Raw genomic sequence first — 17,017 nt, 5'->3', positions numbered from 1 at the left:
CGTTGGCCGCCCGCATCACGCGGATCGCAATCTCGCCACGGTTCGCAATCAGGATCTTCTGAAACATCGAAAGCCTTTCGGAAAGGATGGGCGCCCGACATGAGATCGGGCGCCCGTGAGGGGGGCCGAGGAATGCCCCGCCGATGCCGCGCCGGGAGGGTGGCGCGGCCCCGGATGCCTAGGCAGGAACCGCCTTCCACTGCCGCGCGGCGGATGAGGCCTGGATGGTTTCCACCAGCCGCTGGATGCGCAGGCCCGCCGCAAAGCCGAAGGGCTCGGCCGTCTCCCCCGCAATGGCACGCACATAGCCTTCGACCTCGATCGCCTTCAGGTCGTTGAAGCCGATCTGGTGGCCCGGTGCGACGCAGAAGCGGCCGTAAGGGGGGTGATCCGGGCTGGCCTCGATGCGGCGGAAACCGCGCCGGCCCGGCGCGTCGGCCACGGAATAGAAGTGCAGCTCGTTGAAGCGTTCCTGCGAGAACGCCAGCGCGCCCTTGGTGCCATAGACTTCGAAGTCGTGCTGCATCTTGCGGCCAGTGGCGATCCAGTTGCCCTCGATGGACCCTTGGGCGCCATTGGCGAACCGCAGGAATGCGCGGCCGACATCATCGACCTTGACAGATCGCGTGCCGCCCTGACCGTCCCGCCGGCTGTCGATCATGGTGATGCAATCCCCCATCACGGCGGTGATCGGACCCAGCAGGAATTCGGCTGTGGCCAGGGCATGACTGCCGATATCGGCCAAGGCGCCGCCGCCCGCCGGATCATGGCGGAAACTCCAGGTGCCGCCAGCGTCGGCCATGTAGTCTTCGGCGTGCAATCCCCGATAGCCGCGAATCTCGCCCAGTTCGCCCGCCGCGATCATCTCGCGGGCCAGCCGCAGCATCGGATTGCACAGATAGTTGAAGCCAACCTGCGTCTTGACGCCCTTCGCCGCCGCGGCCCGGGCCATTTCTTCGGCATCGGCAGCCTGAGGGGCCAAAGGCTTTTCGCAATAAACGTGCTTGCCGGCGGCAATGGCGGCCAGCGCCATCTCCTTGTGCAGGGCATTGGGCGCGGTGATGTCGATCACGTCGATGTCGGGATCGTCGATCATGCTGCGCCAGTCCGCCGTCGCCTTGGCAAAGCCGAAATCGGCAGCGGCGCGCGCCGCAGACTCGTCGGTCACGTCGGCAACGGTGTGGAGTTCAAGCCGATAGGGAAGGTCGAAGACCTTTTGCGCAGTGGCAAAGCCGAAGACATGCGCCTTGCCCATGAAGCCCGTGCCGATCAGGCCTATACGGAGAGCGGGTTTTTCAGGCATGAGCGAAGTCCCGATTGACGATCAGGTCCGTGTCGATGGTGCCGTCAAGATAGTTCACGGCATTCCGGATTGAGGCGATGGCCATGCGCTCGGCACATTCCGCCGTCAGCCCGGCGATATGAGGCGACAGGATGGCCCCGCGATGGGCAAACAGCAGCGAGTCCTGAGGGGGTTCCTGGTCGAAGACATCCACGCCGGCCGCACCCACCTGGCCCGATTGCAAGGCCTGGGCCAGGGCGGCTTCGTCCACCACGCCGCCGCGCGCGGTATTGGCCAGGATCACGCCGGGCCGCATCCGAGCGATTTCCGCAGCCCCGATGGCCGGGCGGTCGCCCCGGGGGATGTGGACGGAAATGCAATCGGCCCAGGCCAGGCCTTCGTCCAGGGCGACGGGCCGCACGGCCCCCTCGGGCCAGCCGTTGCGTTCCAGGAAGGGGTCGAAGGCGCGGACCTGCATGTCAAAGCCATGCGCCATGCGCGCCAGGTGCCGGCCGATCCGGCCATAGCCCAGGATCAGCAGGTTCTTTCCCGAAATCTCCTGCTGTTCAAGCCGGTTGCGCCAGCCCCATCCGGCCGGGTCGCGCACCGCCCGGTCGGCCAGAAGCGCGCGCTTGGCCCCCGCCAGAAGCTGCATCATCGCATGTTCCGCAACCGAGACGGAATTCACGTCGCCCACGATGGTCAGCGCGATGCCGCGCCGGTTCAGCGCGTCCAGATCGACCGAATCGTAGCCCACGCCGTGGCGCGAGACGACCTTCAGCCGTTTGGCCAGCGACACCGTGGGCGCGGTCAGCGGCTGCGTGCGGATCACCAGGGCATCGGCCCTGGAGATCAGCGGCGCATAGGAGTCCTCGGACACCTCGGTCACGTAATCGACCGTGACGCCGCGGGCGGGCAGGTCGCGCAGCAGCGCCTCTCCGGCAGGGTGCAGCTTTCCGGCGACAAGAAGGTGCGGCATCAATAGGCTCCTTTCGTGGCCTGGACCGGGACGGCGCCGGTCAGGTCGCGCCATTTCGCGACCGATGCGGCTGCGGCGGCGGCCAACAGGCGCGAATCGCCGCCCACCGTTGTCAGATCGAAGCCCCAACCGACAGCCTTCGCGGCATAATCCGGAGTGCCGCAATGCAGACAGGCGGCAATGCCGTTCGCCTTGCAGGCATCCTTGACGCGCCTGATCAGCGCGATCATCTCGGGTTCCTCGCGGTCGAAGGCGGGGGGCAAGCGGCCCCCCTGCGTGCCCAGCGTCAGGTCGGCGGGGCCGATATAGATCCCGTCCAGGCCCGGCGTGGCGGCGATGGCGTCCAGGTTGTCGATGCCCGCTTGCGTCTCGATCATCGCCAGAGCCAGCACCTGATCGTTCGCCGCCACCCCGTAGCCGGCATAGGCGAAGGCCGCGCGGGTCGGCCCGAAGCTGCGCTGCCCCAGCGGCGGATAGCGCATGTAGCTGACGAATTCCGCGGCTTCGACGGCGGAATTGACCATCGGGCAGATGATGCCCTGGGCGCCCGCGTCCAGAGCCTTCATGATGGCGCCCGGTTCCCGCCAGGGCACCCGGACCATGGGCGTCACGCCGGACGCGCGCATCGCCTGCAACATCGGCAGGACGGCAGCGTAATCCAGCGCGCCGTGCTGGGCGTCGATGGTGACGGAATCATAGCCCTGCGCCGCCATGATCTCGGCCGTGAAGGCATTGCCGATCGACAGCCAGCCGTTGATGGCGGGGCGACCTTCGGCCCATTGGGCCTTCAGCTTGTTGGTGAACATGCGCCCCTCCTCAGAACACGATCTGGGCGAGCTTGGTGTCGAGGTAATCGTCGATCCCCTCGATCCCGCCTTCGCGGCCCATGCCGGAATGGTTGGTGCCGCCGAAGGGCGCCTCGGATGCCGCCAAGGCAAAGCTGTTGATCCCGACCATGCCCGCCTTCAGCGCCGCCACCGTGCGCCGCGCCCGGTCGGGCGAGCGGGTGAAGGCATAGGCCGACAGCCCCATGTCGGACGCGTTGGCCCGTTCAAGCACCTCGTCCTCGGTCCGGAAGCGGGTGATTGCGGCGATCGGGCCGAAGTTTTCCTCGGCAAAGACCCGCATGTCGTCTGTCACCTCGGTCAGCACGGTCGGTTCGAAGAAGAAGCCGCTGTTCAGATGCGCCGGGCGCTTGCCGCCATGGGCAAGCGTCGCGCCGCTGCGGATGGCGTCCTGGACGATGGCGTCGATCTCGGCCAAGCGGCCCGCGTTGATCAGCGGTCCCATGCCGGTGTCCGCGTCCAGGCCGTCGCCCAGCTTGATCTTGGCTGTGCGGTCCACGAAGCCTTCGACAAAGGCGTCGTGTAGGCTGTCATGGACGAAGATCCGGTCGGGGGTCACGCAGACCTGCCCGCAGTTGGCGAACTTCGTGGGCACCGTCAGGTCCAGCGCGTTCTGCAGATCGGCGTCGTCGTAAATGATCAGCGGTGCGTTGCCACCCAGTTCCATCGAGACCTTCTTCACCGTGTCCGCGGCGTCGCGGATCATCTGCTGGCCCACGCGGGTCGACCCGGTCAGGCTGACCTTGCGCACGCGCGTGTCGGCCATGATGGGCTCATAGGTGTTGGCGGTCGATCCGACGACCAGGTTGACCGACCCGTCGGGCAGGCCCGCCGCGCGCAGGCAATCGACCATCACCATGGCCACGCCGGGCGTCTGCGAGGACGGGCGCAGCACCACCGGGCAACCGGCGGCAAGCGCCGGGGCCAACTTGCGGGCGGGCAAGGCGGCGGGAAAGTTCCAGGCGGTGAAGGCGCCGACGATGCCCACCGGCTCGCGCGTGACCTCGAACCGGCCGCCGGGCACCCGGCTGTCTATGACGCGGCCATAGATGCGGCGCGCTTCCTCGGCGAACCAGCGGAACTGGTCGCAGGCCAGCACCCATTCCCGGCCCGCCTGGGCCAGGGGCTTGCCCGTTTCGATCGCGATCATGCGCGCGCCCTCGTCGGTGCGGCGGATCATCTCGTCCGCGGCCTTGTGCAGGGCGTCGGCGCGGGCAAAGCCGCCCATCGCGCGCAGCAAGGGCAAGGCGCGGGCGGCGGCGTCCAGGGCCGCGCCCGTTTCTGCTGCGGTGGCCATGGGAACCTGGCCCAAGGGCTTTTCCGTAACGGGCGAGATGACCTCGCCCGAGGCGGTTCCTGATGCCCAGGTGCCGTCGATGAACAATCCGAAGTTGGCATACATGGCTTATCCGATCTCTGACGTTGGCACGGTGCGGCCCTCGGCGGCCGAGCGGATCGCGGCTTCGGCCAGCAGCAGCGCTTGGCGTCCGTCCTCGAAGCCGACGGGGACCGGCTTGCCTTCCTCGATCGCGTCCACAAAGGCGCTGATCTCGGCCGCGAAGGCGTCGGCATAGCGTTCGATGAAGAAGTTCTTCAGCGGTGTCGCGCGATCGGTGAAGTCCGCGCCATGGATCCGGACATGATCCAGGGTGTGATTTTCGGAGATCGCCATGCCCGCACTGCCGAACGCCTCGACCCGCTGGTCATAGCCATAGACAGCGCGACGCGAGTTGGAGATGATCGCCTGCTTGCCCGACGCGGTCTTCAGCACCACGCTGACCGTATCGTAATCGTCGCAGCGTTCCATCAGCGCCGGATCGACCAGCCGAGATCCGGTCGCCGTGACTTCGGTCACGTCCTCGCCCAAGATGAAGCGAGCCATGTCGAAATCGTGGATGGTCATGTCGCGGAAGATGCCGCCCGAGGCCTCGATATAGGCATCGGGCGCCATGCCGGGATCGCGCGAGGTGATGACGACCTGGTGCAGGTCGCCGATCGTGCCCGACTCGACGGCCTGCCGCACGCCGGCATGGCCCGTGTCGAACCGGCGCACGAAGCCCAGCATGATCGGCAGGCTGGTTCCGGCGATGGTTGCGGCGCAGGCATTCACCCGATCAAGCGACAGGTCGATGGGCTTTTCGCACAGGATCGCCTTGCCGGCCGCGACCGCCTGTTCCAGCAGGTCGGCATGGGTCGCGGTCGAGGTGGCGATCAGAACGGCGTCGACATCCGGCGAGGCAAGCACCGCCTCGACCGAATCGAATTGCGGCACGTCCAGCTTGGCGGCAACCTCGGCCGCTGCGGCGGTGTGAATGTCGTAAACGCCCGCCAGTCGGGCGCGCGGATGCGCGGCGATGTTTTCAGCGTGCATGCGACCGATGCGGCCGGTGCCGAGAACGGCGATTCCTGTCATGGTGTTCCTCCCGATTTGCTCTTGCAATAATCATTGCAGAACTATTGCATTGTCAATCATCATTCCGTAGTGTCTTTCGAAACCCATCCGCAGGAGGAGGCGAGATGACCGCGAACACCGTGCGCCTGACCATGTCACAGGCCCTTGTCCGTTACCTTTGCAACCAGTTCACCGAGATCGAGGGCGAGCGCGTGCCCCTGTTCGCGGGCGTGTTCGGGATCTTCGGACACGGCAACGTCAGCTGCCTGTCCGAGGCGCTGGAACAGGTCCAGGACCAGCTGCCGACCTGGCGCGGCCAGAACGAACAGTCGATGGCCCTGGCCGCGATCGGCTTTGCCAAGGCCAAGCGGCGGCGCCAGATCATGGTGGCCGCGACCTCCATCGGGCCGGGGGCGCTGAACATGGTGACGGCGGCGGGCACGGCCATGGCCAACCGGCTGCCGGTGCTGCTGCTGGCGGGCGACACCTTCGCCAGCCGCCTGCCGGACCCGGTGCTGCAACAGGTCGAGCAGTTCGGCGATCCCACGCTGACCAGCAACGACGCCTTCAAGCCCGTGGTGCGCTATTGGGACCGCATCACCCTGCCGGAGCAGATCCTGCAATCGCTGCCGCAGGCTGTCGCGACCATGCTGGACCCGGCCGACTGCGGCCCGGCCTTCATCGGTCTGGCGCAGGACACGCAGGAGATCGCCTTCGACTATCCCGAGGTGTTCTTCGAGCCGCGCGTCTGGAAGATCCCGCGCCCGCGCCCCGACCGCGATTCGGTCGCGGCGGCGGCGGCGCTTCTGAAAACCGCCAAGCGGCCGCTGATCATTTCCGGCGGCGGCGTGCGCTATTCGCTGGCGGAAGATGCGCTGGCCGATTTCGCGGCCAAGCGGGGCATCCCGGTCGTCGAGACCATCGCCGGCAAGGGCGCGCTGACGCACGAGCATCCGGTCCATGCCGGACCCATCGGCATCGTCGGCTCGACCTCGGCCAATGCGTTGGCGCATGACGCGGATGTCATCCTGGCCATCGGGACCCGCCTTCAGGACTTCACCACCGGATCCTGGACCGCCTTTGCCCGGGACGCGAAGTTTATCGGCGTCAACGCGGCGCGCTTCGACGCGATCAAGCACCGCGCGTTGCCGGTTGTCGGCGACGCCCTGGAAGGCCTGGGCGACCTTGATGCCGCGCTTGGCGACTGGCAGGCGGATGCGGGGCTGATGAAGCGCGCCAAGACCCTGTTCGCGGAATGGAACAGGTTGCTGGACGACCACCAGGCGCCCACCAACGATCCGGTGCCGTCCTATGCGCAGGTCATCGGCGTGATGAACAAGGTGGCCGGGCCGAACGACACGCTGATCGGGGCCGCGGGCGGCACGCCGGGCGAGATCACCAAGGGCTGGCGCGTCAAGAACCCCAACACCTTCGACTGCGAATTCGGCTTTTCCTGCATGGGCTACGAGATCGCCGCAGGCTGGGGCTGCGCCCTGGCGCAGGAAGGCCCGGGCGCCGCGGGCGGCACGCCCATCGTCATGCTGGGCGACGGCACCTACATGATGATGAACTCGGACATCTATTCGGCGGCCCTGACCGGCCACAAGATGGTGGTCGTGGTTTGCGACAACGGCGGCTATGCGGTCATCAACCGGCTGCAACAGGCCAAGGGCGTTCCGGGCTTCAACAACCTGCTGGCGGACTGCCGCATCCGGAACCGCGACAATCCGCTGCACGTCGATTTCGTCAAGCATGCCGAGGCTATGGGCGCGCGCGCCATCAAGGCCGAAAGCCTGGCCGATCTGGAAAACGCCATGAAGACGGCGCTGGAAGGCGACGGGGTGACGGTCATCACCATCGTCTCGGATGCCTGGAAATGGGTGCCGGGCGATGCCGACTGGGACGTGGGCGTGCCCGAGGTCTCGAATTTCGAAAAGGTCCGTGCAGCGCGGGCCGCGCAGGAAAAGATCCGCGAAGCGCAGCGGGTGGGAGTGTGATCGTGAAGGCAAGACTGGGCATTGCGCCCATTGCATGGTGGAACGACGACCTCGCGGAACTGTCCGACGACGTCAGCCTCGAGGAATGCCTGCGTCAGGCATCCCAGGCTGGCTTCACCGGCATGGAAACGGGCCGCAGGTTTCCGATGGACATGGCCGAACTGGGACCGATCCTGGACCGCTACGGCATCTCGGTCTGCGGCGGCTGGTTCTCGGGCCTGCTGCTGGATGGCGACATCGAGGCGGAAAAGGACCGGATCGCGCAGCAGATGGCGTTCTTCATCGCCGCAGGCGCACCCTGCATCGTCTATGGGGAAACCGCGCGGTCCATCCAGGGTGTGCGCTCGGCTCCGCTGGCCACCAAGCCGAAGCTGACCGAGGCCGAGATGGCCGCCTATGGCCGCAAGATGTCCGACTTCGCCGACTGGTGTGCGGGGCAGGGGATGCCCATCTCGTATCATCACCATATGGCAGCGGCGATCGAGACCGAGGCGGAACTGGATCTGTTCATGGCGCACTCGTGCGTGCCGCTGCTGTTGGATGCGGGGCACATGGCCTTTGCGGGCGGCAACGTGATGCGGGTGATCGAGAACCACCATGCCCGCATCACCCATGTCCACACCAAGGACATCCGCCGCGCGGTCGTGGACGGGCTGGATCGCAGCCGGGAAAGCTTCCTCGATGCCGTCATCAAGGGTGCCTTCACCGTGCCCGGCGACGGATCGCTGGACTTCCGGGCCATCGTCAAGGCCCTGGCCGACAAGGGCTATGAAGGCTGGTTCGTGGTCGAGGCCGAACAGGATCCCGTCGCCAATCCGCCCCTGGACATGGCAGTGAAGGGTCACAAGGAATTGCTGCGCGTCATGGACGCGGCAGGCTACGAGGTGGTGTGAAAATGAACCGTATCGAAGGAAAGATCGCCGTCGTCACGGGCGGCACGCAAGGGTTGGGCGCGGCCGTCGCCCGGCTGTTCGCCAAGGCCGGCGCCGCCGGCATCGTGATCGTCGGGCGCGGCGTCGAAAAGGGACAGGCGGTCGCCGATGCCATCACATCGGACATCGGCGTGCCGGTCGAAATGGTGGCTGCCGATCTGGGCGATATCGACGACGTGCGCGCCATCATTCCCGCTGCCGACACGCGTTTCGGCCGGGTCGATATCCTGGTCAACGCCGCCGGCCTGACGGACCGCGGCAACGTCTTGAACACCACGCCCGAGCTGTTCGACCGGATGTTCGCGGTCAACACCCGCGCGCCGTTCTTCCTGATGCAGGACGCGGCCAAGGTGATGATCCGTGACGGCATCGAAGGCCGGATCGTCAACATCGGGTCGATGTCCGGCCTGGTGGGCCAGCCCTTCCTGGCCCCCTATGCCGGGTCCAAGGGGGCACTGGCGACACTGACGCGCCATGCCGGTTTCGCGCTGATGCGCCACCGCATCCACGTGAACCAGTTGGACATCGGCTGGATGAATTCCGACCACGAACGCAAGCTCATCCTGTCGGAAACGGGCGATCCGGATTTCATCGACCGCAAGGCCGCCGAAAAACCCTTTGGCCGCATTCTGGACCCGGTCGAAGTCGCGCGCGCCGTTCTGTGGATGGCCTCCGACGACAGCGGCATGATGACGGGGGCGGTGATCCCCTTCGACCAGTCGATCCACGGCGGCTACGACGACGCGCCGGTTCCCGCGGCCAGGCTGGAGGCATGATCATGCGCACGATCAAGGGACCGGGCGTCTTCCTGGCGCAGTTCGCGGCCGACGACGCGCCCTACGATTCCCTGCCCAGCCTTGCGCGATGGGCGGCGGACAAGGGCTTCAAGGGCGTGCAGATCCCGACCTGGGACACGCGGCTGATCGACATGAAGCAGGCGGCCGAGAGCGACGCCTATTGCGACGGGATCAAGGGGATGCTGGCCGATCACGGCTTGCAGATCACCGAATTCGCCTCGCACATCACCGGGCAACTGGTGGCGGTGCATCCGGCGCATGACGCCATCATGGACAGCTTTGCCCCCCAGGCGGTGCACGGCAATCCTGCCGCCCGCCGCGCATGGGCCGAGGAGCAGTTGCGCTTCGCCGCCCGCGCGTCAAAGCGCCTTGGCATCGACCGGCACGTGACCTTTTCGGGCGCGCTGCTGTGGCCCTATCTTTACCCCTATCCGCAATGGCCCGAAGGCCTGGTCGAGGAGGGTTTCGACGAACTGGCGAAACGCTGGACGCCGATTCTGGACGATTTCGACGCGCATGGCGTGGACGTCTGCTATGAAATCCACCCCTGCGAGGATCTGCATGACGGCCACAGCTGGGAGTTCTTCCTGGAAAAGGTGAAGAACCACCCCCGCGCCAACCTGATGTATGATCCCAGCCATTTCGTGTTGCAGGCCTTGGATTACCTGGCCTTCATCGACCACTATCACGACCGCATCAAGACCTTCCACGTCAAGGACGCCGAGTTCCGGCCCGACGGTAAGTCGGGGGCCTATGGCGGTTATCAGCCCTGGTCCAAGCGGGCCGGCCGCTTCCGCAGCCCCGGCGACGGTCAGGTGGATTTCGGCGCCATCTTCACCAAGCTGACGACCTATGGTTTCGACGGCTGGGCGGTCCTGGAATGGGAATGCTTTGTCAAGAACCCCGAGGACGGCGCCCGCGAGGGCGCGCAGTTCATCGCGGACCACATCATCCGGGTGTCGGACCGCGCATTCGACGATTTCGTGAAATCCGGCGCCGATCGCGGCGCCAACCGGGCCATGCTCGGACTGGAGGACGTATGAAACCCTTGCGGCTTGGAATGGTCGGCGGCGGGCAGGGCGCCTATATCGGCAACATCCACCGCCTCGCCTCGCGGCTGGACGGCCAGTGGCAGCTTGTCGCGGGCGCCTTCGACGTGGATCCCCAGCGGGGCCGGGACTTCGCCATCGCGCAGGGGCTGGACGCGGCCCGCAGCTATGGCAGCTATCAGGACCTGATCGCAGGCGAGGCGGGGCGTGACGACCGTGTCGACGCCGTGGCCATCTGCACGCCGAACTTCACCCATTACCCGATCGCCAAGGCGCTGATCGAGGCAGGTTTCGACGTGATCTGCGAAAAGCCCCTGACGGCCACGCTGGAGGATGCCGTGGCGTTGGAAAAGCTGGCGCGCGAAAGCGGCCGCTTTGTCGGCGTGACCTATACCTATTCTGGCTATCCCATGGTCCACGAGGCCCGCGTCCGCGTGGCCCGCGGCGAACTGGGTGCGGTGCGCACCGTGCAGGTGGAATACCCGCTGGAATGGATGTCCACCGCCATCGAGCAGTCGGGCAACGCCCAGGCCGCCTGGCGCACCGATCCCAAGAAGAACGGGCGCGGCGGGTCCATCGGCGACATCGGCACCCATGCCTATCACCTGGCGGGCTTCGTCACCGGGCTGAAGCTGGAAAGCCTGACCGCCGACCTCGCGACCTTCGTGGGCGGCCGGGCGCTGGACGACAACGCCCATGTCATGATGCGCTATCAGGGCGGCGCGCGGGGGCTATTGTGGTCGTCGCAGGTCGCCATCGGCAATTCCAACGGCGTGCGGCTGCGGGTGTTCGGCGAAAAAGGCTCGCTGCAATGGTTCCAGGAACAGCCGAACGAACTGGTGTTCACGCCGCTGGACGGCCGCGTGCAGACCATCAAGCGCGGCGCCGACGACCTGTCCGAGGACGCCAAGGCGCGCACCCGCACGCCTCCCGGCCACCCCGAGGGCTATCTGGAAGCCTTTGCCAACCTTTACGCGGGTTTCGCCGAGGCCATCCGTGCCCGGCAGGAGGGGCGTGAACCCGGCCCGCTGGGCCAGAATGTGCCGTTGGCCTATGACGGACTGAAGGGCGTGGCCTTCGTCGAGGCCGTCGTGGACAGCCACGAGGCATCTGACCAGCCCTGGATCACCCCGGTCGCGGTCTGATTGCCTCAAGAAGACCGTTTGCTCTGCCACACGGCCCTCCGGGAGAAAGCGTTTATCCCCGTTCGCCAGACGTAGTGCGAACGCGATCCTTGCACCGGGGCAAGACCTTCAGGGGTCTTGCCCCCGTCTGCCGGAAACCGTCTGGTGCTTCCGGCCGCGAATTATGCCATTGCGGGTGCCGGCGGACAGCGTCATAAAAGACGCTAAACACGGCAGTGAAGACATGGCAAACCGTCCCACGATCCAAGACGTCGCTGTTCGTGCCGGGCTGAGCCTGATCACCGTGGACCGCGCCCTGAACGGGCGCAAGAAGGTCCGTCCCGAAACCCTGCGACGCATCATGGAAGCAGCCCAGGCGATCGGATACCACGGCGTTCCCTTGGTCGAGGCGCGTCTGAGAGATGATCTTCCGTCACTGCGGGTGGGCGTGCTGTTGCTGGAGGGACCGCATCCTGCCTTCTTTCGAGGCCTCGGCGCCGGGATCGAGGCGGAAATGCGCGGCCTTGCCGATTTCAACGGCAGCGCTCTTCTTGAATTTGCCGATTGGTCGGATCCGCAGAATGTGGCAAGCAGACTAAGAAAGCTTGGGCAGCAAGTCGATGCGATTGCCGCCATGACCATCGACCACCCGGCCATCACGGCGATTGTCGGGGAATTGCGCGACCTGGGGAAGCCGGTCTACTCGCTGCTGTCCGATTTCGCCCCGGGAGTGCGGGAAAGTTACATTGGTCTCAACAACCGCCAGGCGGGCCGAGCGGGGGCATGGTTCGTGTCGCGAGTGGCGCGCCGGCCTGGAAAAGTCCTGGCATTTGTTGGCAGTTCCCGCTTTCACGGCCACGAAATGCGGGAAATCGGCTTCCGGTCCTATTTGCGTGAACGAGCTCCGGCGTTCGAAGTGGTCGATACCGTCTCGCATCCGGGCGACGAAGCCGCCACCTATCGACTCACCAGCGATCTTCTGAGGCGGCATGAGGATCTTGTCGCGATCAACTTGGCCGGCTTCGGGCCGGAAGGCGTGATCCACGCCCTTCGCGATAGCGGCCGCGCAGGCGATGTGGTGCTGGTCTGTAACGAGGTCACGCCAGAATCAGCAACGGCCTTGACCGAGGAAATCGTGACCCTGATCATCGAAACCCCGAAGGTCCTGCTCTGCCGGGAGTTGGTCGCGCTTATCAAGCAATACAAGCGCGACGGCGCTAGCAGGCCTGGCCAGGCCTTCCTGCCGTTCAACTTGCTGATGCCCGAAAGCATCTGATCCCGCAGCCCTTGCGCGCGGCAATTTCAAATAGTTCGGCACAGCTTCCTGTCAGGACATGCCCATAGATGGCACAGTTATGGCATGAGCAAAAGCGTCCTTGATGACGCGTTTTGCATCCTCCAAGATCCTCCTCATTGACAGCCCGCCGGCGTTTCGACGCATGATCGATCCATGTTGCGGAGCGCCTGCCTACAATCAGGTCTCAGGAGAGCGCGATGACAATCCTTGATCCTGCCGGCTTTGGGCCGGTTCGCACCGGCTTGCCGGTCACCGATGGCGGCATGTCTGAAGCCCCGTTCCTGAAACTGAGCGGGATCTCGAAGTCTTTTTCCACCATTCGTGTGCTCAGGGACATTTCCCTTACCCTCAACCGGGGCGAGGTGCTGGCGCTGCTGGGAGAGAACGGCGCCGGCAAGTCTACGCTGAAGAACATCCTGTCCGGGCTGATGGCCCCGAGCGGCGGCACCATCACGGTCAAGGGCCGCGCCTACGAAGCCCTGTCTCTGCGCGATATCGGCGATCTCGGCTTCGGCACGATCCATCAGGAACTCAGCCTGTTCGACAATCTGACTGTCGCCGAAAACATCTACATGCCTGACTTGCTCCGCAAGCACGGATTGGTGGACTGGACAGCCCTGGCCGAGGGGGCGGCACGCCTTCTGCATGATGAACTCGGCACGAAGATCGACCCCAAAGCGCCATTGAGCAGCTTGTCTCTGGGTGAACGGCAGATGGTCGAAGCCGCAAAGGCCATACGCCGTGCCCGAAACTTGCTGATCTTCGATGAGCCGACCACCTGCCTCAGCCTGCCTGAACGCGAGCGACTGTTCGCCGTCGTGCGCAAGCTGAAGGCGGCAGGTTACGCGATCATCTACATCACCCATTTCCTGGAAGAGGTCTATGCCCTGGCCGACAGCGTTGTCATCATGCGCGACGGTGTCATCGCCGATGCCGGACGGCCTGCCGACATGGATCGCGACCGGATCGCGCGCGCGATGGTCGGACGCGCAATTGTCGAAGGTGAAACCGCTCCGACGCCGATCGAACAAGGGGCGCCCACCGTATTGAAGCTGCAAGATTTGTCCGACACCGAACTGGTCCGCGGAGTGTCACTGGATCTGCGGCGCGGCGAGATTGTGGGCATCGCGGGTTTGATGGGGGCAGGGCGCAGCGAACTGGCCGAGGTCATCTGCGGACTGCGCGACGGAACTGGTTGCGTGGAACTGGATGGCACGCCGTTCGAGCGGCGGTCTCCACAAGCAGCGATAGCGCGCGGATTGGTGCTGGTGTCGGAAGACCGCCGTCTTGATCAGGCCTTTCTCAGCCGGCCTGTCCGCGAAAACATGTCCGCCCCCATGCTCGGCGATCTTGCAGCACGGCTCTTGGGTTGGCTCGATCTGTCCCGAGAGCAGCGCATTGTCGGACAGCTGATCCAGGACTATGGGGTGCAACCCGCACGATCCGACATCTCGATGATCAATCTGTCGGGTGGCAATCAGCAAAAGGCGATCATCGGTCGCTGGCTGACCCGCAATCCGAAGGTCGCAATTCTGGACGAGCCCACCAAGGGCGTCGATATCGGCGCCCGGCAGGCAGTGCATCGGCTGGTGACGGATTTTGCAGCGAAGGGCATGGGGTTCATCCTGATCTCATCCGACATTCCCGAGCTTCTGTCGCTGTCGCATCGCATCGCGGTTTTGCACAAGGGCCAGCTTGCGGGAATTGTCGAGAGGGCCGATTTCGATGCCGGCCGCATTCTCTCCATGGCCTCGACGGGAGAGCGGGCATGAGAATGTCTCGTCTTCAACAGGTTCAGATCCTGATCCTTCTGCTGCTGCTGGCCGGCGTATCGCTGATCTTCGCTCGGAATTCGGCGAGCTTTGCCGCGTGGACCAATCTGCGGAATATTCTTCTGGATGCGACCCCGATCGTGGTTGGCGCCGTGGCGATGACTTTCGTGATCATCACGCGCGGGATCGATCTGTCGATCGGATCGATCGCCAATCTGTCGGTCGCCAGCGCGATCATGCTGACAGGTGTTCGACCGGAAGGATCGATGCTGACCGAAACAGGCTGGGCAGTCTATCCGGTCGCCTTGGCAGTCGGGATGGGATTGGGGTTCATCAACGGGCTCTGCATCACCGTCCTGCGGATCAACCCGCTGATCGCCACTCTTGGCACCATGACGTTCTATCGCGGGATCGGCCTGCACCTGACCGAGGCGTCTCTCATTTCGGTTCAAGGGGCGATCTCCTGGTTCGGCAGGGGCCAATTCCTCGGGCTTGGCCTGCCGGTCTGGCTTGGCATTGCCGTTGCAGTCACCGCAGCGGTCATCCTGTCTCAAAGCGTCTCGGGACGGCAGATGCTCGCACTCGGTGGCTCCCCCCGGTCGGCTCGTGAAACGGGCATCGGCGAGGTCAAGATCATCTTGGTGGTCTATGCGCTGGTAGGTTTGGCAGGCGCATGTGCGGGGCTGACGATCGTAGGCCGGGTTGGCGTTCTCAGTTCCGAACTGGGCTCCGGACTTGAGTTCACGGTGATCACTGCGGTGGTTCTTGGGGGGACCAGCCTGTTTGGCGGCAGCGGCAGCATTCTCGGGTCATTGTTGGGCGCGCTGCTGCTGACAACGATCCAGAACGGGCTGAACCTCATCGGCGCCGATCCCTATCATTACGACGTGATCCGAGGAGGCATCCTGATTGCCGCCGTCACCATGGACACGCTGGCCAGCCGCATTGCCGGGCGAACGCGTCTTTCGGTGGGCTGAAACGAAATCCTGATCCGTTGCGAAAGGAGAGCACCGGGCAGGGCAACCGCCGCAGAACCGCGGCATTTCGGGAGGAATAACGCAATGATGAAGAGCCGCACTCTGCTTGCCTGCCTTCTGGGCACATGTCTGATTGTCCTGGCTCCGCTGCCGACCATGGCGCAGGACGTGAAGATCGGTGTCTCGTTCGATAAGGTCGAACCCTTCCGCGAGGCGCAGAAGGCCGGGCTTGATGCAGCCATCGCGGCGGCAGGAGCCTCCCAGAGCTTCGCCAATGCCGACAAGGACGCGCAACGCCAGGCATCGCAGGTAGACAGCCTTATTTCGGAAGGGGTCGGCGCCATCATCGCCATTCCCTGGGACATCGAGGCCGCAGTCACCATTGCCCAGGTGGCCGAAGCATCGGGCATTCCCTTCATCACCATGGATCAGGCTCCGGCCGATCTGGAGGCAGTGACCTATCATGTCGGCGGTGATCCTTGCGCCGACGGGCGAGCGGCCGGCGAGTTCTTCGTGAAGGTTGCCGATGGTCAGCCGTTCAAGCTCCTGGAAATTCAGGGCAGCCTCTCGAATGACAATGGCATCCGCCGGTCGTCCTGCCTGAACGAAGCGTTGGCCTCTGCCGGCAATGTCAGCGTCGTGGCCCAGGTTCCGACCGACTGGAACACGGAGCGCGCAATGATCGCCACCCAGAACACCCTTCAGGAACATCCTGACCTGAACGGGATCTACGTGCCGTTCAATGATGGCCTGAATGGTGTGTTCTCGGCACTGGAGGCGCGGGGACGACTGAAACCGGTCGGCGAGGACGGACATGTCACCATCGTGTCCATCGACGGCCTGCCTATTGGCTGCAAGGCGGTTCAGGACGGATTCCTCGATCTCGATATCGCGACCCCGATTCCAGCCATGTCCACCAAGGCGGTCGAAGCGGCTCTGAAGGCGTCAGCGGGGGAAGAACTGCAGGCGAAGGCGGAATTCCTGCCAGGCGTGCCTTATGGCAAGGCCGATCTGGAGGCCAAGGCCGACGAACTGTGGGGCTGCAAGTGACCCCGCGCGGGCCGGACACATGCCCGGCACTTCATCTCGCAGGTTGACGAAGGAGCACGGGAGAGATGGCGGACATGAATCTCCAAGAGCGGACCAAAGACCGTTCGTGGCTTGCGCTGCGTGAGGCGGGGCGGTTCCTGCTGAGTGCGCCGATGGTGCCGGTCCTGGTCCTCTCGGCGTTGGCCATCTCTGCCCTGGTGCCCGGGTTTCTGAGTGGCGCCAACCTGCGCAACATGGCCTGGTTGTTCGGGCCGCTGCTGATAGCGGCATTGGGCATCACCTTTGTCTTCCTGATCGGTGGCATCGATCTGTCGATCGGCTCCACGCTCAGCCTGTCCACCATCGCCACGGCAATCGTCATCCGGGAAACCGGGGCGATCCTGCCGGGCGCCGTTGCCGGCATGCTGGTTGGCATGCTGGTTGGTGCCATAAACGGCTTCACCATCGCGTTTCTGGAGTAATGAGCGAAAGTTGGTGATGCCCTGAGGGGCGGCATATCATGGCGGTGTTCACGCGCCGTCAAT

General features: G+C 64.9%; 16 protein-coding genes. 10 read left to right on the top strand and 6 right to left on the bottom strand.

The window, feature by feature from the left end; translation table 11 throughout:
* From GIY56_RS18970 to iolG, 6 genes are all read right to left on the bottom strand, one after another.
* Positions 1-67: biotin carboxylase N-terminal domain-containing protein (locus tag GIY56_RS18970; protein WP_154766122.1), on the bottom strand; the 67-nt coding region annotated here is incomplete at its 3' end.
* 111 nt (positions 68-178) lie between these two features.
* Positions 179-1,303 (bottom strand): Gfo/Idh/MocA family protein, encoded by a 1,125-nt coding sequence (locus tag GIY56_RS17325; protein ID WP_154766118.1) that lies wholly within the window; start codon positions 1,301-1,303, stop codon positions 179-181.
* Positions 1,296-2,261, bottom strand: a complete 966-nt coding sequence (locus GIY56_RS17320; protein WP_154766117.1) for a hydroxyacid dehydrogenase — start codon at positions 2,259-2,261, stop codon at positions 1,296-1,298. The genes GIY56_RS17325 and GIY56_RS17320 overlap by 8 nt, the downstream gene beginning before the upstream one ends.
* Positions 2,261-3,067 (bottom strand): HpcH/HpaI aldolase family protein, encoded by an 807-nt coding sequence (locus GIY56_RS17315; RefSeq protein ID WP_154766116.1) that lies wholly within the window; start codon positions 3,065-3,067, stop codon positions 2,261-2,263. The genes GIY56_RS17320 and GIY56_RS17315 overlap by 1 nt, the downstream gene beginning before the upstream one ends.
* Positions 3,068-3,077: 10 nt before the next feature.
* On the bottom strand, positions 3,078-4,508 hold the full coding sequence (locus GIY56_RS17310) for an NAD-dependent succinate-semialdehyde dehydrogenase (protein WP_154766115.1): 1,431 nt from the start codon (positions 4,506-4,508) through the stop codon (positions 3,078-3,080).
* A gap of 3 nt (positions 4,509-4,511) precedes the next feature.
* Complete coding sequence (gene iolG, locus GIY56_RS17305; RefSeq protein WP_154766114.1) at positions 4,512-5,519, bottom strand: inositol 2-dehydrogenase; 1,008 nt, start codon at positions 5,517-5,519, stop codon at positions 4,512-4,514.
* A 104-nt stretch (positions 5,520-5,623) separates the two neighbouring features.
* On the opposite strand from iolG, the gene iolD reads away from it, so the two are divergent.
* The 10 genes from iolD (at position 5,624) to GIY56_RS17255 (ending at position 16,954) form a co-directional block, all read left to right on the top strand.
* Positions 5,624-7,495, top strand: a complete 1,872-nt coding sequence (gene iolD / locus GIY56_RS17300) for a 3D-(3,5/4)-trihydroxycyclohexane-1,2-dione acylhydrolase (decyclizing) (protein WP_154766113.1) — start codon at positions 5,624-5,626, stop codon at positions 7,493-7,495.
* A 2-nt stretch (positions 7,496-7,497) separates the two neighbouring features.
* A complete protein-coding gene (gene iolE, locus GIY56_RS17295; protein ID WP_328288590.1) occupies positions 7,498-8,388 on the top strand; it encodes a myo-inosose-2 dehydratase in 891 nt (296 codons plus the stop codon).
* Between the two features lie 2 nt (positions 8,389-8,390).
* The gene (locus GIY56_RS17290; RefSeq protein WP_154766112.1) at positions 8,391-9,203 is read left to right on the top strand and encodes an SDR family oxidoreductase; all 813 of its coding nucleotides are present in this window, start codon (positions 8,391-8,393) and stop codon (positions 9,201-9,203) included.
* A 2-nt stretch (positions 9,204-9,205) separates the two neighbouring features.
* Entirely contained in the window at positions 9,206-10,267 is a 1,062-nt protein-coding gene (locus GIY56_RS17285; protein WP_154766120.1) for a sugar phosphate isomerase/epimerase family protein, read from the top strand.
* A 17-nt stretch (positions 10,268-10,284) separates the two neighbouring features.
* Positions 10,285-11,418 (top strand): Gfo/Idh/MocA family protein, encoded by a 1,134-nt coding sequence (locus GIY56_RS17280; RefSeq protein WP_154766119.1) that lies wholly within the window; start codon positions 10,285-10,287, stop codon positions 11,416-11,418.
* A gap of 175 nt (positions 11,419-11,593) precedes the next feature.
* Positions 11,594-12,673, top strand: a complete 1,080-nt coding sequence (locus GIY56_RS17275; protein WP_328288589.1) for a LacI family DNA-binding transcriptional regulator — start codon at positions 11,594-11,596, stop codon at positions 12,671-12,673.
* Positions 12,674-12,891: 218 nt separating this feature from the next.
* Positions 12,892-14,466 (top strand): sugar ABC transporter ATP-binding protein, encoded by a 1,575-nt coding sequence (locus GIY56_RS17270; protein ID WP_154766110.1) that lies wholly within the window; start codon positions 12,892-12,894, stop codon positions 14,464-14,466.
* A 2-nt stretch (positions 14,467-14,468) separates the two neighbouring features.
* Positions 14,469-15,443: an ABC transporter permease gene (locus tag GIY56_RS17265; protein ID WP_196053685.1), complete on the top strand. Its 975-nt coding sequence runs from the start codon at positions 14,469-14,471 to the stop codon at positions 15,441-15,443.
* An 84-nt stretch (positions 15,444-15,527) separates the two neighbouring features.
* A complete protein-coding gene (locus GIY56_RS17260) occupies positions 15,528-16,493 on the top strand; it encodes a sugar ABC transporter substrate-binding protein (protein WP_154766108.1) in 966 nt (321 codons plus the stop codon).
* Between the two features lie 65 nt (positions 16,494-16,558).
* Entirely contained in the window at positions 16,559-16,954 is a 396-nt protein-coding gene (locus GIY56_RS17255; RefSeq protein ID WP_154766107.1) for an ABC transporter permease subunit, read from the top strand.
* Positions 16,955-17,017 lie beyond the last annotated feature (63 nt).

Origin of the sequence: Paracoccus lichenicola (assembly GCF_009708075.1) — a bacterium.
Taxonomy (GTDB): domain Bacteria; phylum Pseudomonadota; class Alphaproteobacteria; order Rhodobacterales; family Rhodobacteraceae; genus Paracoccus; species Paracoccus lichenicola.
Note: the sequence above shows the minus strand (reverse complement) of the source record. Positions and strands in the feature narration are given on the sequence as shown.